Below are 19,059 nucleotides of genomic sequence, written 5' to 3'. Positions count from 1 at the left end.
CCGTCCGGGCCGTCCTACTCTGGAGGCATGGCCAAGGACTTCCGCCGGGCGGACGACGCGTCGCGCTACGAGCTCCACCTCGACGGCGCCCTGGTGGGCGTCCTCGACTACCGCGAGGCGCCCGGCAGCGTCTCCCTCGTCCGCTCCTTCACGACCCCGCCCTTCCGCGGCCGCGGGCTCGCAGGGGAGCTCGTCTCCTTCGCCGTCGCCGACATCGAGGCCGCCGGCGGGCGGAGCGTCGTGCCGATGTGCTGGTACGTCGGGCAGTGGTTCGAGCAGCACCCCGAGAAGGCGCACCTCCTCGCTCCCTCCTGAGCCGCTCGCTCACTCGCGGACCGCGGGCTCCACTCCGGCCAGGTCCGGGCCGAGGCCGATGTCGACCAGGCGCAGACGGCCCGCGTAGGAGTCGCCCGGAGGCAGCAGCAGACCGGCCTTGATCGCGCCGAAGGCGACCGTCACATCGGCGCGCAGCACGGTGGGATCGGGGACCGACCCGTCGTCGGGATGGATTCCGCTCGGCAGGTCGACCGCGACGACCACCGGGCGCTCGGCCCGCCGCTCCAGCGCGTCGAGCACCGCCTCGACGACGACGCGCGGCCGCCCCCGCAGCGCGGGCTCCTTCGCTCCGATGCCGAGGATCCCGTCGACCAGGACATCCGCCCGCGCCACCGCCGCGGCGAGGCCGGGCGCGTCGTCGGCCGGCACCTGCCCGCAGCCCTCGTCGAGCGCCACGGCGAGGCCCCGGCGGTGCACCCGCTCGGCCGTGAGGACGAGGACGACGTCGGTTCCGGAGGAGGAGAGCTCGGCGGCCGCGTAGAGCGCGTCACCGCCGTTGTCGCCCGGACCGACCAGGACGAGCACCGAGCCCGGACGGGAGCGGTCGGAGCGCCCGGCGAGCACGAGGCGAAGCTCGCGGGCGAGGCCGTCGGCGGCGCGCTGCATCAGCGGCTCCCGCCGGGCCAGGTGCGGAGCCTCGGCGGCCCGCACCTGCGCGGACGTGTATCCCTCGACCATGCGCTCCACTGTGCGCGCGGCGCTGCGGGCGTGCAACCCCGTCAGCTCTCCTGGACCGCCCGGTCCGACTCCTCGACGATCGCCCGCATCGCGGCCTCCGCAGCGTCCGCGTCGCCCGAGGCGACGGCGGCGGCCACCGCCCGGTGCAGCCGCACCGCGGTGGAGTCGGCCTCGCGCGGCATGAGCGCGTTGCGGGTGCGGCCGGCGAGGACCTCGGCGACCAGATCGCCCAGCTGCGCGAGCATCAGGTTGCCGGACGCGGCCAGGAGGGAGCGGTGGAAGGCGGTGTCGGCGGCGAGGTAGGCGGACTGGTCGGCTGCACGGGAGTGGGTGGAGAGGGCATCGCCCGCCTCCGTGAGCGCCCGCCGCTGCTCCTCGGTCGCGTTCGCCGCGGCGAGCCGGGCGGCGAGCGGCTCCACCCCGAGTCGGAGCTCGCTGAGCTGGTGCAGCTGGCGCCGCCGGTCCGGGCCGTCCAGTCCCCACGCGACGACCCGCGTGTCCAGGGCGTTCCAGCACTCCGGAGGCTGGACCCGCGTCCCCGCGCGGCGGCGGGACGTCACGAGCCCGAGCGTCTCGAGGACGCGCACCGCCTCCCGCATCACCGAGCGGGAGACCCCGCGCCGTTCCGCACGCTCGTCGGCGCTGAAGGTGGTGCCCGGCGCGAGCTCGCCGCGCACGATCTGCGAGCCGAGCTCGTCCAGCACCGAGTGGTGCAGCGAGGGCGTCGGCGCGGGCATGCGGTCATCCTGCCATCGCCGGAGTCGCGTCCCGGCCGATCTTCGGGCATGATCGGGACACACGCAGGTTATGTCGGACAAAAGCCGGCCGCTGGCCGTCGGCTCGACCAAGGACGCTCATGACACCGACCCTCCTCCCCGCCCTCCGCGCCGCCGCCGGGGACGCCCCCGCCACCACCGCCGGGCAGGGGCAGCTGATCCTCGCCGCCGTCGTCGGCATCGCCGTGATCGTCGTGCTGATCACCTGGCTGAAGCTGCACCCCTTCGTCTCCCTGCTGATCGGAGCGCTGACGACGGGCCTGATCGCGGGGCTGGCGGCGGCGGACGCGGTCGCCAGCTTCGCGCTGGGGTTCGGCAACACCATGGGCGGCGTCGGCATCCTCATCGGCCTCGGCGCGATGTACGGCAAGCTCCTCGCCGACTCGGGCGGCGCGGACCGCATCGTGGACACCCTCATCGCCCGCTCGAGCACTCGCGCGCTGCCCTGGATGATGGGCTTCGTCGGCGCGCTGATCGGGCTGCCGATGTTCTTCGAGGTCGGGCTCGTGCTGCTGATCCCGGTCGTGATCCTGGTCGCCCGCCGGAGCGGTCTGCCGCTGATGAAGGTGGCGATCCCGACGCTCGCCGGCCTCTCGGTGATGCACGGCCTCGTCCCGCCCCACCCCGGACCGCTGGTCGCGATCGACGCACTCGGCGCGAACCTCGGCGTGACCCTCGCGTTCGGCGTCCTGGTCGCGATCCCCACCGTCGTCGTCGCCGGCCCGCTCTTCGGCCGGGTCGCCGCCCGCTGGGCGCCGGTGGAGACGCCGCCGCTCTTCGGCGAGGGCGCGAGCGAGACGCGCGAGCACCGCCCGGGCTTCGCCGCCGCCGTCGCGAGCATCCTGCTGCCGGTCGTGCTGATGCTGGGCAAGGCGATCGCCGACATCGCGGCCCCGGGCTCCACGGACGCCTGGAAGGGCGCCCTCGACTTCCTCGGCACGCCGACCATCGCGCTGGGGATCGCGCTCCTGGCCGGTCTGGTCCTGCTCGGCCGCGGCGGCCGGATGAACCGCACCGAGCTGCAGGCCTCGCTCTCGAGCTCGCTGCCGCCGATCGCGGGCATCCTGCTCATCGTCGGCGCGGGCGGCGGTTTCAAGCAGGTCCTCGTCGACACCGGGATCGGCGGGGTGGTCGCCCAGCTCGCGGAGGGGAGCGGCGCCTCGGCGCTGCTGCTCGCCTGGCTCGTGGCCGTCGTGATCCGCGTCGCCACCGGCTCCGCGACCGTCGCCACCGTGACCGCCGCAGGGATCCTCCAGCCGCTGACCGAGACCATGGACGGGCCGATGGTCGCCCTCATGGTGCTCGCGATCGGCGCCGGCTCGGTGTTCCTGTCGCACGTCAACGACGCCGGGTTCTGGCTGGTGAAGGAGTACCTCGGGCTCAGCATCGGCCAGACGCTCAAGACCTGGACCGTGATGGAGTGCCTGGTCTCGGTGACCGGGCTCGCCGGGGTCCTCCTGATCGGTCTCTTCGTAGGAGGTATCTGATGACCGCTCTTCCCACCGTCCCCGTCCGCGCCGTCGTCGTCATGGGCGTCTCCGGCAGCGGCAAGTCGACCGTCGCGTCGCTCCTGGCGCGCCGACTGGGCTGGGAGTTCCTCGAGGGGGACGACCTGCACCCGCAGGCGAATGTCGACAAGATGCACGCCGGCATCCCGCTGACCGACGAGGACCGGGCGCCCTGGCTGGCCGAGATCGCCCGCGTGGTGGACCAGCGGATCGCCGCGGGCGGCTCGGTCGTCGTGACCTGCTCTGCCCTGCGCCGCCGCTACCGCGACGTCCTGCGCCGCGACGACCTCGTCTTCGCGCACCTCGCGGGATCGAGAGACCGTATCGCCGGGCGGCTCGCCTCGCGGGTCGGCCACTTCATGCCGACCACGCTGCTCGACTCGCAGTTCGAGGCGCTCGAGCCCCTCGGCGACGACGAGCTCTACGTCACGGTCGACGTGGGCGGCGCTCCGGAGGAGGAGATCGCCGAGATCCTCGGGGGGCTCGGCCTCGCGCCCGCGGGCGCCTAGAGCAGCAGCGACTCCACCGGCACGGCCGGGAGGTCGAAGGCCGCGGCGACGGCGGTGTTCGTCACCCGGCCGTCGTGGGTGCTCAGGCCGCGGGCGAGCGCCGGGTCGGCGGCCAGGGCGGCCCGCCACCCGCGGTCGGCCAGCGCGAGCGCGTAGGGGAGCGTCGCGTTGGTGAGCGCGCGGGTCGAGGTCTCGGGGACGGCGCCGGGCATGTTCGCGACGCAGTAGTAGACGCTCCGGTGCACGGGGAACACCGGGTCGTCGTGCGTGGTCGGACGCGAGCCCTCGAAGCAGCCGCCCTGGTCGATCGCGATGTCGACCAGCACCGAGCCCGGCTTCATCGTGGCGACCATCTCGTCGGTCACCAGCTTGGGCGCCTTGGCGCCCGGGATGAGGACGGATCCGATCACGAGGTCGGCGTCGGCCAGCTGCGCGGCGATCTCGTAGGCCGAGGAGGCGCGGGTCTGGATCGCGCCCTGGAAGCGGTTCTCGAGCTGCGCAAGGCGGGGGAGCGAGAGGTCGACGATCGTGACGTCGGCCCCCATGCCGAGGGCGTTCGCCGCGGCGTGCTCGCCGGCCGTGCCGCCGCCGATCACGACGACCTTCGCCTTCGGAGTGCCGGGGACCCCGCCGAGTAGCGTGCCCCGTCCGCCGACGGCACTCATGAGGTGGTAGGCGCCGACCGTGATCGACAGGCGCCCGGCGACCTCGCTCATCGGCGAGAGCAGCGGCAGCCGCCGGTCGTCCAGCTGGACCGTCTCGTAGGCGATGGAGGTCGTCCCCGCCGCGAGCAGCGCATCGGTGCACGGGCGGGAGGCGGCGAGGTGGAGGTAGGTGAAGAGCACCTGGTCGCGGCGCATCCGCGGGTACTCGGCCTCGATCGGCTCCTTGACCTTGAGGACCAGCTCGGACTCGCCCCAGACCTCGTCGGGCCCGTCGACGACGCGGGCGCCGGCGCGGCGGAAGTCGTCGTCCGACACGCGCGAGCCCAGGCCCGCGCCGGCCTCGACGAGGACCTCGTGGCCGCGGCGCACCAGCTCGTGGACGCCGGCCGGAGTGGCGGCGACCCGGTTCTCGTTGTTCTTGATCTCGGTGGGGATCCCGACGCGCACGGCGGCTCCTTCGCTGCGGCCCGCGGGGCGGGCGGTGGGCGCCGATCCTGCACCGGCTCTGCCCCCATCGTGCGAAGATCGTGCCCGGAGCGGAGGAACTCCGCAGGATCGGTCGGAAGTCACCGCACGGGCCGAAGGTTCGTCGGCGGAGTGAGGGAGCGGGCGCATGCCACCGAAGGATCTGCACGACCTCGACGACCTGGATCCGGTCGATCGGACCCTGGTGCGCCTCCTCCGCGCCGACGCGCGGACGCCCAACAGCCGGCTCGCCGAGCGCGCCGGCATCGCCCCGTCGACCTGCGTCGCACGCGTCCGGGGCCTCGTCGAGCGCGGCGTCATCACCGGCTTCACCGCCGAGCTCGACCCGGCGGCGCTCGGCCTGACCCTGCAGGCGCTGATCAGCGTCAGCATCCGCGTCGGCCAGCGCCAGGCGATCACGCGCTTCGCGGAGGAGATCCGCGCGCTGCCCGAGGTGGTGCAGGTGTTCTTCCTCGGCGGCTCGGAGGACTTCATCATCCACGTCGCGGTCCGCGACTCCAGCGACGTGCGGGACTTCGTGGTCTCGAACCTCTCGGCGAACCCGGCGGTAGCCTCGACGCGCACGAGCCTGGTGTTCGACCACCACCGCAAGGGCCCGGCGGTCCCCGAGTAGCGCGGGCCGGCGCGGGTCCGAGCGGCCGCCCGGCCCGCGCCCGTCCCTGGGGGCTAGTGCGCCCCGGGGTTCACGTCGCCGCCCCCGCGCTGCATGAGGCCGGGGATGCGCTTGGCGAGTCCCGGGATCGCCTCGTCCGAGATCGAGATCCGCGTGTCGCGCAGGCGCTGGCGCAGCAGGGTCTCGACGTCCTCCTCCGGTCGCAGCTCGGCGTCGCCGGCGACCTGCAGCAGCACGCCGCGCAGCTTCTCGTCGAGCTGCGCGTCGTCGCTGCCGTGCTGGATCGGGTGGTCCTGGGATGCGTTCGTCATGCCTCCATGCTGACACCGGCGACCCCGTGCCGAGAGGACTTGCGCCGCGGCAGGATGGTCGCATGCCGTTCACCCGCGCCGAGCTCGCAGCGTTCCAGGACCGCACCGTCGAGGACCTGCTGGGCGACGACGTCCGGCTCCTCTTCGTCGGCATCAACCCGGGACTGTGGACCGCCGCCACCGGCGCGCACTTCGCCCACCCCGGCAACCGCTTCTACCCGGCGCTCGTCGCGGCCGGGATCCTCGAGCGCGCGCCGCGCGTGTCCGAGGGGATGAGCGCTGCGGACCGCGCGGAGCTCGTCTCCCGCGGCGTCGGCATCACCAATCTCGCCTCCCGGGCGACCGCCCGCGCCGACGAGCTGACCGCGGAGGAGCTGCGCGAGGGCGCTCAGCGGCTGGTCGCCACCGTGGAGCGGGTGCGACCCCGGGCCGTCGCGGTGGTCGGCATCACCGCCTACCGGATCGCGTTCGGACGCCGCAGGGCGGTGCAGGGCAGGCAGGAGGAGGACGTGGCGGGCGCGCCGCTCTGGGTGCTGCCGAACCCGAGCGGCCTGAACGCGCACGACACCGTCGCCTCGCTCGGGCGCGCCTACCGCGAGCCGGCGCTCGAGGCGGGGATCGTCTCTTCCGACGCGCTCCTGCCCGGGGACGTCGGACCCCGCCCGCAGGAATAGCCGTCGACCCCCGGAGGTTGCAGAAGTCCATGAGTATGCATGAAGTCAAGTTCGGCGTCGACACGTTCGGCGACGTCACCGCCGGCCCCGACGGCGCCCCGCTGCCGCACGGCCAGGTCCTCCGCGACGTGGTCGAGGAGGGAGTCCTGGCCGACCGGGTCGGCATCGACTTCTTCGGGATCGGCGAGCACCACCGCGCCGACTTCGCCGTGAGCGCACCGGACGTCGTGCTCGCCGCCATCGCGGCCCGCACCGAGCGCATCCACCTCGGCTCCGCCGTGACGGTCCTCTCCTCCGACGACCCGGTGCGCGTCTACCAGCGCTTCGCCACCCTCGACGGACTCTCCGGCGGCCGGGCCGAGGTCATCCTCGGCCGCGGCTCCTTCACCGAGTCCTTCCCGCTCTTCGGCTACGACCTCGCGCAGTACGAGGTCCTCTTCGAGGAGAAGCTCGACCTCTTCCACGCTCTGATCCAGGGCGGCCCGGTCACCTGGCAGGGCACGACCCGCCCCGCGCTCACCGAGCAGAGCGTCTACCCGACCCTCGACAACGGCACTCTCCGCACCTGGATCGGCGTCGGCGGCAGCCCCGAGTCGGTCGTCCGCGCCGCCCGGTACGGCTTCCCGCTCGTCCTGGCGATCATCGGCGGCTCGCCGGCCCGCTTCCGCCCCTACGTCGACCTCTTCGGCCGCGCGCTCGACCAGCTCGAGCAGCCCCGCCTCCCGGTCGCCGTGCACTCGCCCGGCTTCGTCGCCGACACCGACGAGGAGGCGCGCGAGCTGTACTTCCCGCACCACAAGGCGATGATGGACGCCATCGGCCGCGAGCGCGGCTGGTCCCCGATGACCCGCGAGCGCTTCGAGGAGGAGGCCGGCCCCGACGGCGCCATCCACCTCGGCTCGCCCGAGACGGTCGCCCGGAAGATCGCGCGAACGGTCGAGGCCCTGGGCATCGACCGCTTCGACCTCAAGTACAGCGCCGGGACGCTGCCGCACCCGGCGATCATGCGCAACATCGAGCTCTACGGCACGCAGGTCATCCCGCGGGTGCGCGAGCTGCTCGCGCACTGACCCCCGCCGGGCGCCCGTTCCCCCGCTGGGCGCTCGGCGCGTTCCGAGCCGACGCGGTGCGCGCTCCCACCGTGCTCCCGGCCCGCGTCGATACACTCGGAACCCCCCGCCCCGACCCTCCCGGAAGCACATGCCCGACAGCCACGCCGCCCGCACCCCCTACGAGGTGCTGGGCGTCGCCGCCACCGCGTCCGACGATGAGCTCCGCCGGGCGTACCGGCTCCGCCTCCGCGAGACCCATCCGGACACGGGAGGCGACGCCGCGTCGTTCCACGCGGTGCAGCTCGCCTGGGAGCGGATCGGCAGCGCCTCCGCCCGCGGCGACTACGACCGAGGTGCTCCCGCCCCCGGGAGGTCCTCCCCGCAGTCGCCGTACACCGGCTCACCGCGCCCGCAGACCGCCTCGGCCGTGCGCGCCCGCTCCTACGGTCACCCGGGAGGCGCGGCGCGCGAGTACTACCTGCGCCTGGTGCGCGAGTGGCTCGGCCGCGGCGTCGAGACCGAGGACCCCTTCGACCCGGCGATCGTCCGCTCCGCTCCTCGCGAGGTCCGCTCCTGGCTCGCGAAGGCTCAGGCCGAGGAGGCGACGGCCGCGCTCGTCGGCGCGCTCGGCATCGCCTACACGATCTGGAACGACGTCGCGGTCGGCGACGGCGGGCTCAAGATCGACCACCTCGTGCTCGGGCCGGCCGGCCTGCTCGCGCTGACCTCCGCCGACTGGGGCGATCCGGTCCGCCTGAGGAAGGGCGAGCTCGAGGGCCCCGGGATCGCCGAGGACGAGAAGCCGATCGCCTCGCTCGCGAAGGCCGCGCGCCGTCTCGGCCGCGAGCTGGGCGTCCGCTTCTCGACGAGCGTCGTGGTCGTGCCGGACGACGCGCTGGAGCAGCCGTTCGAGCAGGTCGAGCGCGGCAGGCACCAGGGCGCCGTCGTCATCCGCCGCTCGCTGCTGCCGCAGCTGCTGCGCTCCGGCACGGACGACCCGCGGCTCGGCGGGTACGGCGAGTCGTTCGAGGTCCGCACCCGCGTGCAGAACCGCATCCGCTTCGTCTGACGCCGCGCTAGCCGCCGCTCGCGACCGGGGCAAGGGGTTAGCGCGCATCCGGCGCCCCGCCCACCATGGGACGTGCCCCCGGGCATCCCACGACGAGCGGAACGAGGACGGACCATGGTGCGATTCGGATACACCCTGATGACCGAGCAGAGCGGACCCAAGCAGCTGGTGGGCTACGCGGTCGACGCCGAGAGGCTCGGCTTCGAGTTCGCGGTCTCGAGCGACCACTACTCGCCGTGGCTGACCGAGCAGGGGCACGCCTCCTACGCCTGGACGCTGCTCGGAGCGGTCGCGCAGGCCACGTCGACCATCGACCTCACGACCTACGTCACCGCGCCGACCATCCGCTACCACCCGGCCGTGGTCGCGCAGAAGGCCGCGACGCTCGCGATCCTCTCCGACGACCGCTTCACGCTCGGCCTCGGCTCGGGCGAGAACCTCAACGAGCACGTCGTCGGCGAGGGCTGGCCCTCGGTCGCCGTGCGCCAGGACATGCTCGAGGAGGCCGTCCACCTCATCCGCGAGCTGCACACCGGCGAGCTGGTGACCTGGGAGGGCGAGTACTTCCGCGTCGACTCCGCCCGCATCTGGGACCTGCCGGACACGCCGGTCGAGATCGGCCTGGCGGTCTCGGGGGAGAAGTCGATCGCCCGCTTCGCGCCGATCGGCGACCACCTCATCACGACCGAGCCCGACGCGGAGCTGATCTCGCAGTGGACCGCGGTCCGCGGTGCGGACGCCGCCCCCTCGCGCACGATCGGCCAGATCCCGATCTGCTGGGCGCCGGACAAGGAGCAGGGAGTGGCGCTGGCCCACGAGCAGTTCCGCTGGTTCGCCGGCGGCTGGGCGGTCAACTCCGATCTGCCGACCCCCGCCGGCTTCGCCGGAGCGAGCCAGTTCGTTCGCCCGGAGGACGTCGCCGAGCAGATCGCCTGCGGCCCCGACCTCGACGAGCTCGCCCAGAGCTTCGTGCCCTACATCGAGGCGGGCTTCACCGACATCGCCCTCGTCCAGGTCGGCGACGAGCTGCAGCAGCGGTTCCTCGACGAGGCGGCGGAGGGGCTCCTGGAGCGCCTGCGCGCGCTCGCCCCCTGAGGCCGCTGCCGGGTCGCGCGGTCAGAATCCGCGGAGGCGCTCGATGTCGCGCCGGTCGCGCTTCGTCGGGCGGCCCGCTCCGCGGTCACGGACGATCACGCCCGGCGCGGACTCCCGGGGTGGCGGCGGGGGCGTCCGGTCCTCCATGCACTCGGCGGCCACCGGCGCACCGACCCGCTTGACCACGAGTCCGCGGACGATCAGCTCCCGGTCGAAGCCGCCGATCCGGGCGCGGACCTCGTCGCCGACCCGCACGGTCTGCGCCGCCTTGGCCCGCTCGCCGTTGACGCGGATGTGGCCCGCTCGGGCCGCGGTCGTCGCGGCGGAGCGCGTCTTGTAGATGCGCACCGCCCAGAGCCACGCGTCCACCCGCACGGCACCGGTCACCGGGATCTGCATCCCCCCAGTCTACGAACGGCGCCCGCTCGCCACCCACCCCGCGGTCCTACACTGGCCGCCGACAAGGAGGTTCCCATGAACCGAGACGACAGCATCTACACCGGAGCGGACGACGCGCTGCGGAGCGGCGACGACCGCATGGTCGCGGCGAACGACAGCTCCGGAGCCGGCGGAACCCGCGGCGACGTCGGCATGAGCACGACGAGCGGCGAGGGCACCGGGGTCCCCACCCGCGGCGCGCCTCCGCAGAGCGGATCCCCGTCCGAGCTGCGCCCCACCGGCTTCCCGCACGCGGGCCTGGAGTTCTCGCTCGTCCCGTCCGGGCACGAGGAGTGGCGGATCGAGCACCCGGGCGGTCGCACCGTCGGCGTCCTCGCCGTCATCTCGCACGCGGGCGAGGAGTCGGAGGCCGTGTTCGTCACGCGCCGCGTCGGCTCCGAGGACGCCGTGGCCGAGGGCACCGACTGGCGCGGCATCGTGTCGGCCGTGATCAACGACGAGGCGGCGGACGAGCGCGAGCCGGTCCAGCTCGACCCCACCGTCGAGCACGTCCGCGGCGGACTGATCAGCCGCGGCCCCGCGGACGTCGACGGCCTCTCCTGAGCGCTCTCTCCTCCGGGACGCCGTCCGCGCTCGGCGCGGGGCGTCCCACGGGGGAGGATCGGAGTCTCAGCGGGCGAGCAGCGCGGCGTTGATCCGGGCCGAGAGGTCGGCGTCGACCCGGCGGTCGGTCCCGTCGACGGCGCGGACGGGAGCGGCGTTGCGCGCGCTCGAGACCAGCCACGCCGCGTCCGCCGCCTCCAGATCGCCCGCGCGCAGCGGACGCACCGCCGTCCCGAGGCCGAGGCCCGGCGCGAGCACGAACAGGTCGGCCTGCGTGGTGCCGGGCAGCAGCCCGAGGCTCGGCGGAGGAGTCACGAGCTCCCCGCCCGCCAGCAGCACGAGGTTCGAGGTCGGCCCCTCGAGCAGGTAGCCGTCGCTCGACACGAACAGGGCGTCGTCGGCACCGCGCCGGGCGGCCTCCCGCGCGGCCGCACGGTTCACCGCGTACGAGAGCGTCTTCGCGCCGGCGAGCAGCCAGGGGGACGTCGACTGCACGTCGGAGCGCAGCCCGCGGTCCAGGAGCACCACGCGCACGCCGTCGCGGCGGGCCGGGCCGAAGTCCGGGCTGGTCTGCACGAAGACGACGCCGGTGGGCCGCCCGCCTTCCTCGACGCCGCGGGTCAGGATCGTCTTCACCATCGCCTCCGCGACGGGCGGGTGCGCGGCCACCGCCGCTCCGATCGCCTCGAGCCAGGCGGCCCGGTCCGGCCGGGGCAGGTCGAGCATCCGGGCCGAGCGCTCGAAGCGGTCCAGGTGCGCGTCGAGCGCCTGCAGCCGTCCGTCGACCAGGTTGATCGTCTCGAACACGCCGTCGCCGCGGGTGAAGCCGAGGTCGGTGACGTCCAGATCGCCGCGCCCGCTCGGATCGATGCGGTGCGCGGGTCCTCCCGGCGAGTGGGCCTCGGCGTCGAGGGAGGGTCGGTCGAGGACGACGAGGGTCTCAGCGGGCATGGGCGGTGCGGTCCTTCCGGGAGCGGCGGCGGGGGGAGAAGCGGAGCAGCGCGATCGTCAGCAGGGCGCCGATCAGGGAGCCGCTGCCGTTCGAGACCAGGTCCTGCACGTCGGAGACGCGGGTCGGCAGCCACAGCAGCTGCGCGGTCTCGACGGCCGCCGACACGGCGAGCCCGATGGCGGCGGCCCACAGGCGGCGCCCCGCCGGCAGCTGCGCGGCGATCAGCGCACCGAGCGGCACGAAGAGCAGCACGTTCGCGGTGAACTCCGCCACGTCGAAGTCGAACCAGCCGGTGAGCGGCGTGGAGGCGAGGAACGCGATGATCCCGCGGATCAGCGCGTTGGGCTCCCCGGCAGGGTAGGGCGCGGGCGTCAGCGTGATCAGGGCGATCAGCGCGAGCCAGGCGAGCGTCGCGAGGCGGAGGGGTCTCGAGCGGCGCATCGTCCGATTCTGCCAGCCCGTCGGGGTCGGGCGCGGCGGGCGCGGTGTGGGAGGCTGGAGGGCATGACCAGCGAGGACCCCGGCGCGGACGCCGTGCTCCCGCGCCACCCCTTCGACGCGTCGCTCGGCGACGGCTGGGTCGAGATCGGCGACGGACGCCGCTTCTGGGGGCGCTTCGGCGCCGCCGGCCTCCTCCTGCGCGATCCGTCGGGACGCGTCCTGCTCCAGCACCGCGTCAGCTGGAGCCATTTCGGGGACACCTGGGGGCTGCCCGGCGGCGCCCGTCACCCCGAGGAGACGGCCTTCGAGGCGGCCCTCCGGGAGTCGGAGGAGGAGGCGGGCGTCCCCGCCGACCTGATCCTGCCCGTGCTCTCCAGCGTCGTCGTGATCGGCCCGTGGAGCTACTCCACCGTCCTGGCCGAGTCCCGCGAGCACTTCACTCCCCGCATCAGCGACGCCGAGAGCACCGAGCTGCGCTGGGTCGCCCCCGAGGACGTCGCCTCCCTGCCGCTGCACCCGGGCTTCGGAGCGGCCTGGCCGGGTCTGCGCGCGCTCGGCTCCTCGATCCCGGTGCTCGTCGTGGACGCCGCCAACGTGGTCGGCTCACGCCCCGACGGCTGGTGGCGCGACCGCGCCGGCGCCGCGGAGCGCCTCCTCGCCTCCCTGGCCCGCCTCGCGGGGGCAGGCGTCCCCGGCCGTCTCCTGGGGATCGACGCCGACACGGTCTGGCCGCGCATCGCCGTGGTGCTCGAGGGAGTGGCGCGCGCCGCCCGTCCGGAGGCGGGCGCTCTCACGGAGCGGCTCACGGTCCACGCGGCCGACGGCTCGGGCGACGACGCGATCGTCGAGCTGGTCGGCGCGCTCGAGACCGCGGTCGTCGTCACGGCCGACCGGGGACTGGCCGCCCGCGTCGAGGCGCTCGGGGCCGCCGTGGTCGGTCCGCGCTCGCTGCTCGACCTCCTCGATCCCGCCCGGGAATAGGCCGCGGGGGCACCCGGTTGCATCCCCCATGGCTACGACTGCGATGACCCTCGACTCCCACGACCAGACGATCGCCGACGGCATCGTCCTCATCGACTTCTGGGCCGACTGGTGCGGCCCGTGCAAGCAGTTCGCTCCGGTCTTCGAGGCCACGAGCGAGAAGAACGCCGACATCACGTTCGCGAAGGTCGACACGGAGGACCAGCAGCAGCTCGCGGCGAGCTACGGCATCTCCTCCATCCCCACCCTCGTGGTGTACCGCGACGGCATCCCGCTGATGGCTCAGCCCGGCGCCCTGCCCGCCCCCGCGCTCGACAACCTGATCGAGCAGGTCCGCGGCCTCGACATGGTCGAGGTGCGCCGCCAGTACGAGGATGCGAAGGCCGCTCAGGAGGCCGGCGCCGCTCCGCAGGCCTGATCCGCGCGGCGCTTCGATCCGCTCCGCAGGCGGGAGGCGCCCGCAGACGCACGAGAACCCCCGGCAGCCGTGAGGCCGCCGGGGGTTCCGTCGTTCCGAGCCGGGATCAGCCGGTGTTCTGCAGCCCCGCCGCGACTCCGTTGACCGCGAGCAGGAGCAGCCGCTGGTTCTGCTCCGTCCCGGATCCGCCCGGGTCGGTGCGGAGCGCCTTCAGTGCGCGCAGCTGCAGGAGCGAGAGCGCGTTGACGTACGGGGTGCGCAGGCGCACGGCACGGCCGAGCACGCGGTGGCCCGTGAGCAGGCTCTCCTCGCCGGTGATCGAGAGCACCCACCGGCGGGTGAGCGCCATCTCGTCGAGCACGAGTCCGGCGAGGTCGTCGCGGGAGTCGAGGGCGAGGTACCGGCGGGCGATGCCCTCGTCGGTCTTCGCGAGCGACATCTCGACGTTGTCGACCATCGTCGTGAACAGCGGCCAGGAGGCGTAGGCCTCGCGGAGCAGGTCGAGGTCGCCGACGGCCTCGAGCGCGCTGCCCAGCCCGAACCAGCCGGTCAGGTTGACGCGGGCCTGGGTCCAGGCGAAGACCCACGGGATCGCTCGCAGGTCCTCGAGCGACTCGACGGAGAGGCCGCGGCGGGCCGGACGCGAGCCGAGGGCGAGCAGGCCCACCTCCTCCTGCGGGGTGACCCGGGCGAACCACGGCGCGAAGCCGTCGGCCTTCACGAGCTCGAAGAAGCGGCGGCGCGACTCGCGGTCCATCGTCGCCGCCACCTCGGCGAAGCGCTCCGCGGCGCCCGCGTTGCGCTCGCCGACCGCGGGGGAGGAGGCGAGCAGCGTCGCTCCCGCCACCTGCTCGATGTGCCGGGTGGCGATGTCCGGGTTGCCGTAGCGGGCGAAGATGACCTCGCCCTGCTCCGTCAGCTTGAAGCGGCCGTCCACCGATCCGGGCGGCTGCGCGAGGACGGCCCGGTTGGCCGGCCCGCCGCCGCGGCCGAGCGCTCCGCCGCGCCCGTGGAACAGCGTGAGCACGATGCCCTCGTCGGCCGCCCACTGCGCGATGCGCGCCTGCGCGTCGTAGAGCGCGAGCGTCGCCGAGACCGGTCCGACGTCCTTCGACGAGTCGGAGTAGCCGAGCATCACCTCGAGCCGGTTGCCGGTGGCCGCGAGGCGCGCCTGCACCTGGGGGAGGCGGATCATCTCGGCGAGGATGTCGGTCGAGGCGTCGAGGTCGGCGAAGGTCTCGAAGAGCGGGACCGCGTCGATGATCGGCGGCTTGCCGTCGGTCGCCGCCTCGGCCAGTTCGAAGACCGTCCGCAGGTCGTCGGCCGACTGCGTGAAGGAGACGATGTACCGCCTCGCCGCGTCGGTGCCGAAGCGCTCCTGGACCTTCGCGATCGCCCGGAACACCGACAGGACCTCGAGGCCGCGCTCGTCGAGCTCCTCGCCGACGCGGATCGCGGCGATCGTCTCGCGGTGCACCTTCGAGTGCTGGCGCACCTCGATCTCGGCCAGGTGGAAGCCGAAGGTCTCGAGCTGCCAGACGAAGTCCTGGAGGTCGCCGTAGGCGGCGCGGACGTCCTCGGCCTCGACCAGGGACTCCTGGAGGGTGCGCAGCTCGCCCAGCAGCTCGGCGGCGGCGGAGTAGGCCAGCGGCCCCTCGGAGCGGGTCGCCGCCAGGCGCTCGGCCGCGAAGAGCAGGACGCGGCGGTGCGCCTCGTTGGGCGAGCGCTCGGCGATGTCGGCGGCGAGCTCGGGAGCCCGCTCGACGCAGGAGGCCCAGAGCGCCTCGACGGCGGCCGACGGGGGAGTGGTCGACGCGTCGAGGGTCAGCGCGCGGCCCACGCGGCGGGCGACCCGCTCGAGGCCCATGAGGACGTGCTCGGAGGCGATGTCCACCGCAGCGAGGGTCGTCTCGGCGGTGACGAAGGGATTGCCGTCGCGGTCGCCGCCGATCCAGGTGCCCAGGCGGACGAAGGCCGGTGCGACCGGAGCCCGGGTGCCCGAGCCCTCGCCGAGCAGAGCGTCGTCGAGGCGGCGGTAGACGCGGGGGAGCACCGAGAACAGCGACTCGTCGAAGACGCTCATCGCGGTGCGCACCTCGTCGAGGGGAGTGGGCTTGGACTCGCGCAGCGGAGCGGTGCGCCACAGCGTGTCGACCTCGGCCAGCAGCTTGCGGCGGATCTCCACCAGCACGACGCCGCCCATGCGCGGGTCGTCGCGCTGCTCGAGCAGGTCGCTGATGCGGCGGATGGTCGAGGCCACTGCGCGGCGGCGCGCCTCGGTCGGGTGCGCCGTGAGGACCGGGCGGAACTCCAGTCGGGACAGGCGCGCGAACGCCTCGTCCTCCCCGAGCTCCCCGGTCAGCCGGCGCATCGAGGCGAGGATCGAGTCCTCGGGCGACTGCGCGCCGGCGTCGGCCTCGCGCCGGCGCAGCACGCGGACGCGGTGGAACTCCTCCGCCACGTTGACGAGGTGGAAGTAGCAGGTGAACGCCCGGGCGACCTCCTCGGCGCGCTCGAGCGTGAGCGAGGCGACGAACTCCTCCGCCTCCGCGGTCCCGGCGGCGTCGCCGCTGTCGTAGGCGCTGATCGTGAGCGCGCGCAGGCGCTCCACGTCCTCGTAGAGGGAGGGCTCGCCCGACTCGCGGAGCACCTGGCCGAGCAGCTCGCCCAGCAGGTGGACGTCGGCGCGGATCCTCTCGTCGAGCGGAGGCGCGGTCGTCCCGTCGGCGGAGGAGGGGGCGGTGGCGGAGGCGGGTGCTGCGGTCGCGGCGGACGCGTCGGAGAACGGATGCACGGGAGAGACCTTAGCGGCGGTGCGTATCGAGCACATGACGCCTGCGTCACTATCCGAACTGGAATGATCGAGGGGTGACCGTGACAACCGCACCCCCCGCTCCCGCCGTCCAGACCGAGCAGGCGGCACCCCATGTCGTCGTGCTGTTCGGCGCCGTCGGCGACCTGGCCCGGCGCAAGCTCATCCCGGGGATGGCCCACCTCGCGCTCTCCTCCCTCGCACCGGACCTGCAGATCGTCGGCACCTCGCTCGAGGAGCACGACGACGCCTCGTTCCGCGCCTTCGCGAAGCTGGCCTACGACGAGTTCGGGAGCCGCTCCCTGACGCCGGCGCAGTGGGACGAGTTCGCGTCCAAGCTCCGCTACGTCCCGCAGTCCGCCGGTCCGGCCGCGCTGGCCGCCGCCGTGACCGACGCCGAGGCGGTCCTCGGCCCGGACGTGAGCCGGCTGCACTACCTCAGCGTCCCGCCCAGGGCAGCTCTCTCCGTCGTGCGGATGCTCGCCGAGGCCGGGCTGGTCGAGCGCTCGCGGATCATCATGGAGAAGCCGTTCGGCGTCGACCTCGAGAGCGCGGTCGTCCTCAACGCGGAGCTCCACGAGACCTTCAGCGAGGAGCAGATCTTCCGGATCGACCACTTCCTCGGCAAGGAGCCGGCGCAGAACATCCTCGCCTTCCGCTTCGCCAACGGCCTCTTCGAGCCCATCTGGAACCGCAACTTCATCGATCACGTCCAGATCGACATCCCCGAGCGCCTCACGCTTGACCGTCGCGCCGAGTTCTACGAGTCCACCGGCGCCTACAAGGACATGGTCGTCACCCACCTCTTCCAGGTGCTGGCGTTCATGGCGATGGAGCCGCCGACCGCGCTGGAGCCCCAGGCCATCAGCGAGGAGAAGAACAAGGTCTTCCGCTCGATGCGTCCGCTGAACCCCGAGAACGTGGTGCGCGGCCAGTACATCGGCTACCGCGACGAGCCGGGCGTCGCCGCCGACTCCGAGACCGACACCTTCGTCGCGCTGAAGTGCGAGATCGACAACTGGCGCTGGGCGGGAGTGCCGTTCTACCTCCGCACCGGCAAGCGGATGGCCGAGGGCCAGCGCATCATCTCGATCGCGTTCCGCGAGCCCCCGAAGAGCATGTTCCCGCAGGGCTCCGGAGTCGGTGCCCACGGCCCGGACCACCTCACCTTCGACCTGGCGGACGCCTCGAAGGTCTCGCTCTCGTTCTACGGGAAGCGCCCCGGTCCCGGCATGCGGCTCGACAAGCTGAGCATGCAGTTCGCGCTCCAGGAGACCGACCGCGCGGGCGACGCGCTCGAGGCCTACGAGCGCCTGATCCTCGACGCGATGCGCGGAGACCACACGCTGTTCACCACCGCGGAGGGCATCGAGCGGCTCTGGGAGGTCTCCGCGCCGCTCCTGCAGGATCCGCCGCCCGTCCGTCTCTACGCGCCCGGCTCCTGGGGGCCGAACGCCATCCACCAGCTGATCGCGCCGCACGCCTGGCGCCTGCCGTTCGAGCGGGTCTGGCGCGACAAGCGCTGACCACGCCGCCGTGCGCCCCGCCTAGGCTGGGCGCATGGCGCGCACCGGTGAGGACCGGATCTGGACGGTCCCGAACGTCCTCAGCATGGTGCGTCTCGCGCTGGTGCCGGTGTTCCTCGTGCTCGTGGTCCTCGGCGAGGACGCGCTCGCGCTCCTGACTCTCGTCGTCTCGAGCCTCACCGACTACCTCGACGGCTGGATCGCGCGCCGCTTCGACCAGATGACGCGCCTCGGCCGCGTCCTCGATCCGGCCGCCGACCGCCTCTACATCTTCGCCACCGTGCTGGGCCTCGCGGCCCGCGGACTGGTGCCCTGGTGGCTGGTCGCCGTGCTGCTCGCCCGCGACCTGATGCTCGTGGTCCTGGCGGTCGTCCTGGCGAACAACGGCTACGGACCGCTTCCCGTGCACCACCTGGGGAAATTCGCGACCTTCTGCCTCTTCTACGCGCTCCCGCTGATCATGCTGGGGCAGGCGTTCCCGGCTCTCGCGCCCGCCTCGCTCCCCATCGCCTGGGCCTTCGCGCTGTGGGGCGCGTTCCTCTACTGGTGGGCCGGGATCGTCTACGCCGTCCAGACGCGGGACCTCGTCCTGGGGGTCCGCACAGGTGCTCAGGGGTCCGACGAGGGTCACGATTCGGATACGCTGACCTGATAGGAGGTACGTCTTGGTCGAGCCCGTCGGTGGAGCATCATCCGCCCAGCACAATTCCGTTCCCGGTGAGCCGTCGACGGAGACGACTCTGACGTTCACCGACGACATCGGCGCCCAGCTCGCCGCTCTCGACAACCGCGCGTCCCGCGAGGAGGCCGAGGCCGTCGGGGCTCTGCCCTCGGGATCCGCGCTGCTGGTCGTGCGCCGCGGACCGAACACCGGCGCCCGCTTCCTCCTCGACACCGACTCCACGACGGTCGGCCGTCACCCCGATGCGGGCATCTTCCTCGACGACGTCACGGTCTCGCGCCGGCACGCCGAGTTCGTCCGCCGGGGCACAGCGTTCGAGGTCCACGACCTCGGCTCCCTGAACGGCACCTACTTCGACGGGGTCCGGATCGAGTCCGCGATCCTCACCGACGGCTCCGAGGTGCAGGTCGGCAAGTTCCGACTCACCTTCTACGCGTCCCGCGCCGACCTCGTCGCCGCTCCGGACGCGTGAG

Annotated in this window: 22 protein-coding genes; 14 read left to right on the top strand and 8 right to left on the bottom strand. The window is 73.5% G+C overall.

What is annotated here, in order from left to right:
* Positions 1-27: 27 nt before the first annotated feature.
* Positions 28-315, top strand: a complete 288-nt coding sequence (locus C5C55_RS06900) for a GNAT family N-acetyltransferase (RefSeq protein WP_104225396.1) — start codon at positions 28-30, stop codon at positions 313-315.
* 9 nt (positions 316-324) lie between these two features.
* Here C5C55_RS06900 and C5C55_RS06895 read toward each other — a convergent pair whose 3' ends face one another.
* The gene (locus C5C55_RS06895; RefSeq protein ID WP_104233365.1) at positions 325-1,014 is read right to left on the bottom strand and encodes an NAD(P)H-hydrate epimerase; all 690 of its coding nucleotides are present in this window, start codon (positions 1,012-1,014) and stop codon (positions 325-327) included.
* Positions 1,015-1,055: 41 nt separating this feature from the next.
* Positions 1,056-1,751, bottom strand: a complete 696-nt coding sequence (locus tag C5C55_RS06890) for a FadR/GntR family transcriptional regulator (RefSeq protein ID WP_104233364.1) — start codon at positions 1,749-1,751, stop codon at positions 1,056-1,058.
* 119 nt (positions 1,752-1,870) lie between these two features.
* Between C5C55_RS06890 and C5C55_RS06885 the strand changes: the two genes are divergently transcribed.
* Both C5C55_RS06885 and C5C55_RS06880 read left to right on the top strand, forming a co-directional pair.
* Complete coding sequence (locus C5C55_RS06885; RefSeq protein WP_104233363.1) at positions 1,871-3,277, top strand: GntP family permease; 1,407 nt, start codon at positions 1,871-1,873, stop codon at positions 3,275-3,277.
* Positions 3,277-3,807, top strand: a complete 531-nt coding sequence (locus C5C55_RS06880) for a gluconokinase (protein ID WP_104233362.1) — start codon at positions 3,277-3,279, stop codon at positions 3,805-3,807. The genes C5C55_RS06885 and C5C55_RS06880 overlap by 1 nt, the downstream gene beginning before the upstream one ends.
* Here C5C55_RS06880 and ald read toward each other — a convergent pair.
* Entirely contained in the window at positions 3,804-4,919 is a 1,116-nt protein-coding gene (gene ald, locus C5C55_RS06875) for an alanine dehydrogenase (protein ID WP_104233361.1), read from the bottom strand. The genes C5C55_RS06880 and ald overlap by 4 nt on opposite strands.
* 166 nt (positions 4,920-5,085) lie before the next feature.
* On the opposite strand from ald, the gene C5C55_RS06870 reads away from it, so the two are divergent.
* Entirely contained in the window at positions 5,086-5,571 is a 486-nt protein-coding gene (locus C5C55_RS06870) for an Lrp/AsnC family transcriptional regulator (protein WP_104222560.1), read from the top strand.
* A gap of 53 nt (positions 5,572-5,624) precedes the next feature.
* Here the strand turns inward: C5C55_RS06870 and C5C55_RS06865 are convergent, their stop codons facing one another.
* Entirely contained in the window at positions 5,625-5,882 is a 258-nt protein-coding gene (locus tag C5C55_RS06865) for a hypothetical protein (RefSeq protein WP_104222561.1), read from the bottom strand.
* 62 nt (positions 5,883-5,944) lie between these two features.
* On the opposite strand from C5C55_RS06865, the gene C5C55_RS06860 reads away from it, so the two are divergent.
* The 4 genes from C5C55_RS06860 (at position 5,945) to C5C55_RS06845 (ending at position 9,772) form a co-directional block, all read left to right on the top strand.
* The gene (locus tag C5C55_RS06860) at positions 5,945-6,556 is read left to right on the top strand and encodes a mismatch-specific DNA-glycosylase (RefSeq protein ID WP_104222562.1); all 612 of its coding nucleotides are present in this window, start codon (positions 5,945-5,947) and stop codon (positions 6,554-6,556) included.
* A gap of 35 nt (positions 6,557-6,591) precedes the next feature.
* The gene (locus C5C55_RS06855) at positions 6,592-7,626 is read left to right on the top strand and encodes an LLM class flavin-dependent oxidoreductase (protein ID WP_104225389.1); all 1,035 of its coding nucleotides are present in this window, start codon (positions 6,592-6,594) and stop codon (positions 7,624-7,626) included.
* A 130-nt stretch (positions 7,627-7,756) separates the two neighbouring features.
* On the top strand, positions 7,757-8,677 hold the full coding sequence (locus tag C5C55_RS06850) for a J domain-containing protein (protein ID WP_104222564.1): 921 nt from the start codon (positions 7,757-7,759) through the stop codon (positions 8,675-8,677).
* Between the two features lie 114 nt (positions 8,678-8,791).
* Positions 8,792-9,772 carry a TIGR03557 family F420-dependent LLM class oxidoreductase gene (locus C5C55_RS06845; RefSeq protein ID WP_104222565.1) on the top strand — a complete coding sequence of 327 codons (981 nt, stop codon included), beginning with the start codon at positions 8,792-8,794 and terminating at the stop codon, positions 9,770-9,772.
* A 21-nt stretch (positions 9,773-9,793) separates the two neighbouring features.
* On the opposite strand, the gene C5C55_RS06840 is transcribed toward C5C55_RS06845, so the two are convergent.
* On the bottom strand, positions 9,794-10,171 hold the full coding sequence (locus C5C55_RS06840; protein WP_181027140.1) for an RNA-binding S4 domain-containing protein: 378 nt from the start codon (positions 10,169-10,171) through the stop codon (positions 9,794-9,796).
* Positions 10,172-10,246: 75 nt separating this feature from the next.
* On the opposite strand from C5C55_RS06840, the gene C5C55_RS06835 reads away from it, so the two are divergent.
* Positions 10,247-10,774, top strand: a complete 528-nt coding sequence (locus C5C55_RS06835) for a hypothetical protein (RefSeq protein ID WP_104233360.1) — start codon at positions 10,247-10,249, stop codon at positions 10,772-10,774.
* Positions 10,775-10,840: 66 nt separating this feature from the next.
* Here the strand turns inward: C5C55_RS06835 and C5C55_RS06830 are convergent, their stop codons facing one another.
* Positions 10,841-11,725 carry an aminotransferase class IV gene (locus C5C55_RS06830; protein ID WP_104233359.1) on the bottom strand — a complete coding sequence of 295 codons (885 nt, stop codon included), beginning with the start codon at positions 11,723-11,725 and terminating at the stop codon, positions 10,841-10,843.
* Positions 11,715-12,167, bottom strand: a complete 453-nt coding sequence (locus tag C5C55_RS06825; RefSeq protein ID WP_104225384.1) for a VanZ family protein — start codon at positions 12,165-12,167, stop codon at positions 11,715-11,717. The genes C5C55_RS06830 and C5C55_RS06825 overlap by 11 nt, the downstream gene beginning before the upstream one ends.
* Before the next feature lie 63 nt (positions 12,168-12,230).
* Between C5C55_RS06825 and C5C55_RS06820 the strand changes: the two genes are divergently transcribed.
* Together C5C55_RS06820 and trxA are read left to right on the top strand one after the other, a co-directional pair.
* On the top strand, positions 12,231-13,148 hold the full coding sequence (locus C5C55_RS06820; protein WP_104233358.1) for an NUDIX domain-containing protein: 918 nt from the start codon (positions 12,231-12,233) through the stop codon (positions 13,146-13,148).
* 28 nt (positions 13,149-13,176) lie between these two features.
* Positions 13,177-13,566: a thioredoxin gene (trxA, locus tag C5C55_RS06815; RefSeq protein ID WP_104233357.1), complete on the top strand. Its 390-nt coding sequence runs from the start codon at positions 13,177-13,179 to the stop codon at positions 13,564-13,566.
* A 106-nt stretch (positions 13,567-13,672) separates the two neighbouring features.
* Here the strand turns inward: trxA and C5C55_RS06810 are convergent, their stop codons facing one another.
* Positions 13,673-16,396, bottom strand: a complete 2,724-nt coding sequence (locus tag C5C55_RS06810) for a phosphoenolpyruvate carboxylase (RefSeq protein ID WP_104233356.1) — start codon at positions 16,394-16,396, stop codon at positions 13,673-13,675.
* Between the two features lie 44 nt (positions 16,397-16,440).
* Between C5C55_RS06810 and zwf the strand changes: the two genes are divergently transcribed.
* The 3 genes from zwf to C5C55_RS06795 are packed head-to-tail and all read left to right on the top strand — an operon-like array spanning position 16,441 to position 19,058.
* Positions 16,441-17,904 carry a glucose-6-phosphate dehydrogenase gene (gene zwf / locus C5C55_RS06805; RefSeq protein ID WP_104225448.1) on the top strand — a complete coding sequence of 488 codons (1,464 nt, stop codon included), beginning with the start codon at positions 16,441-16,443 and terminating at the stop codon, positions 17,902-17,904.
* 34 nt (positions 17,905-17,938) lie between these two features.
* The gene (locus C5C55_RS06800) at positions 17,939-18,556 is read left to right on the top strand and encodes a CDP-alcohol phosphatidyltransferase family protein (protein WP_104222572.1); all 618 of its coding nucleotides are present in this window, start codon (positions 17,939-17,941) and stop codon (positions 18,554-18,556) included.
* Positions 18,557-18,569: 13 nt separating this feature from the next.
* Positions 18,570-19,058 carry an FHA domain-containing protein gene (locus tag C5C55_RS06795; protein ID WP_104222573.1) on the top strand — a complete coding sequence of 163 codons (489 nt, stop codon included), beginning with the start codon at positions 18,570-18,572 and terminating at the stop codon, positions 19,056-19,058.
* The last annotated feature ends 1 nt before the right edge of the window (position 19,059 follow it).

It is taken from the genome of Rathayibacter sp. AY1C2 (genome assembly GCF_002931195.1).
Classification (GTDB): Bacteria; Actinomycetota; Actinomycetes; order Actinomycetales; family Microbacteriaceae; genus Rathayibacter.
The sequence above is the reverse complement of the archived record's forward strand: the minus strand, read 5'-3'. Positions and strand labels throughout refer to the sequence as shown.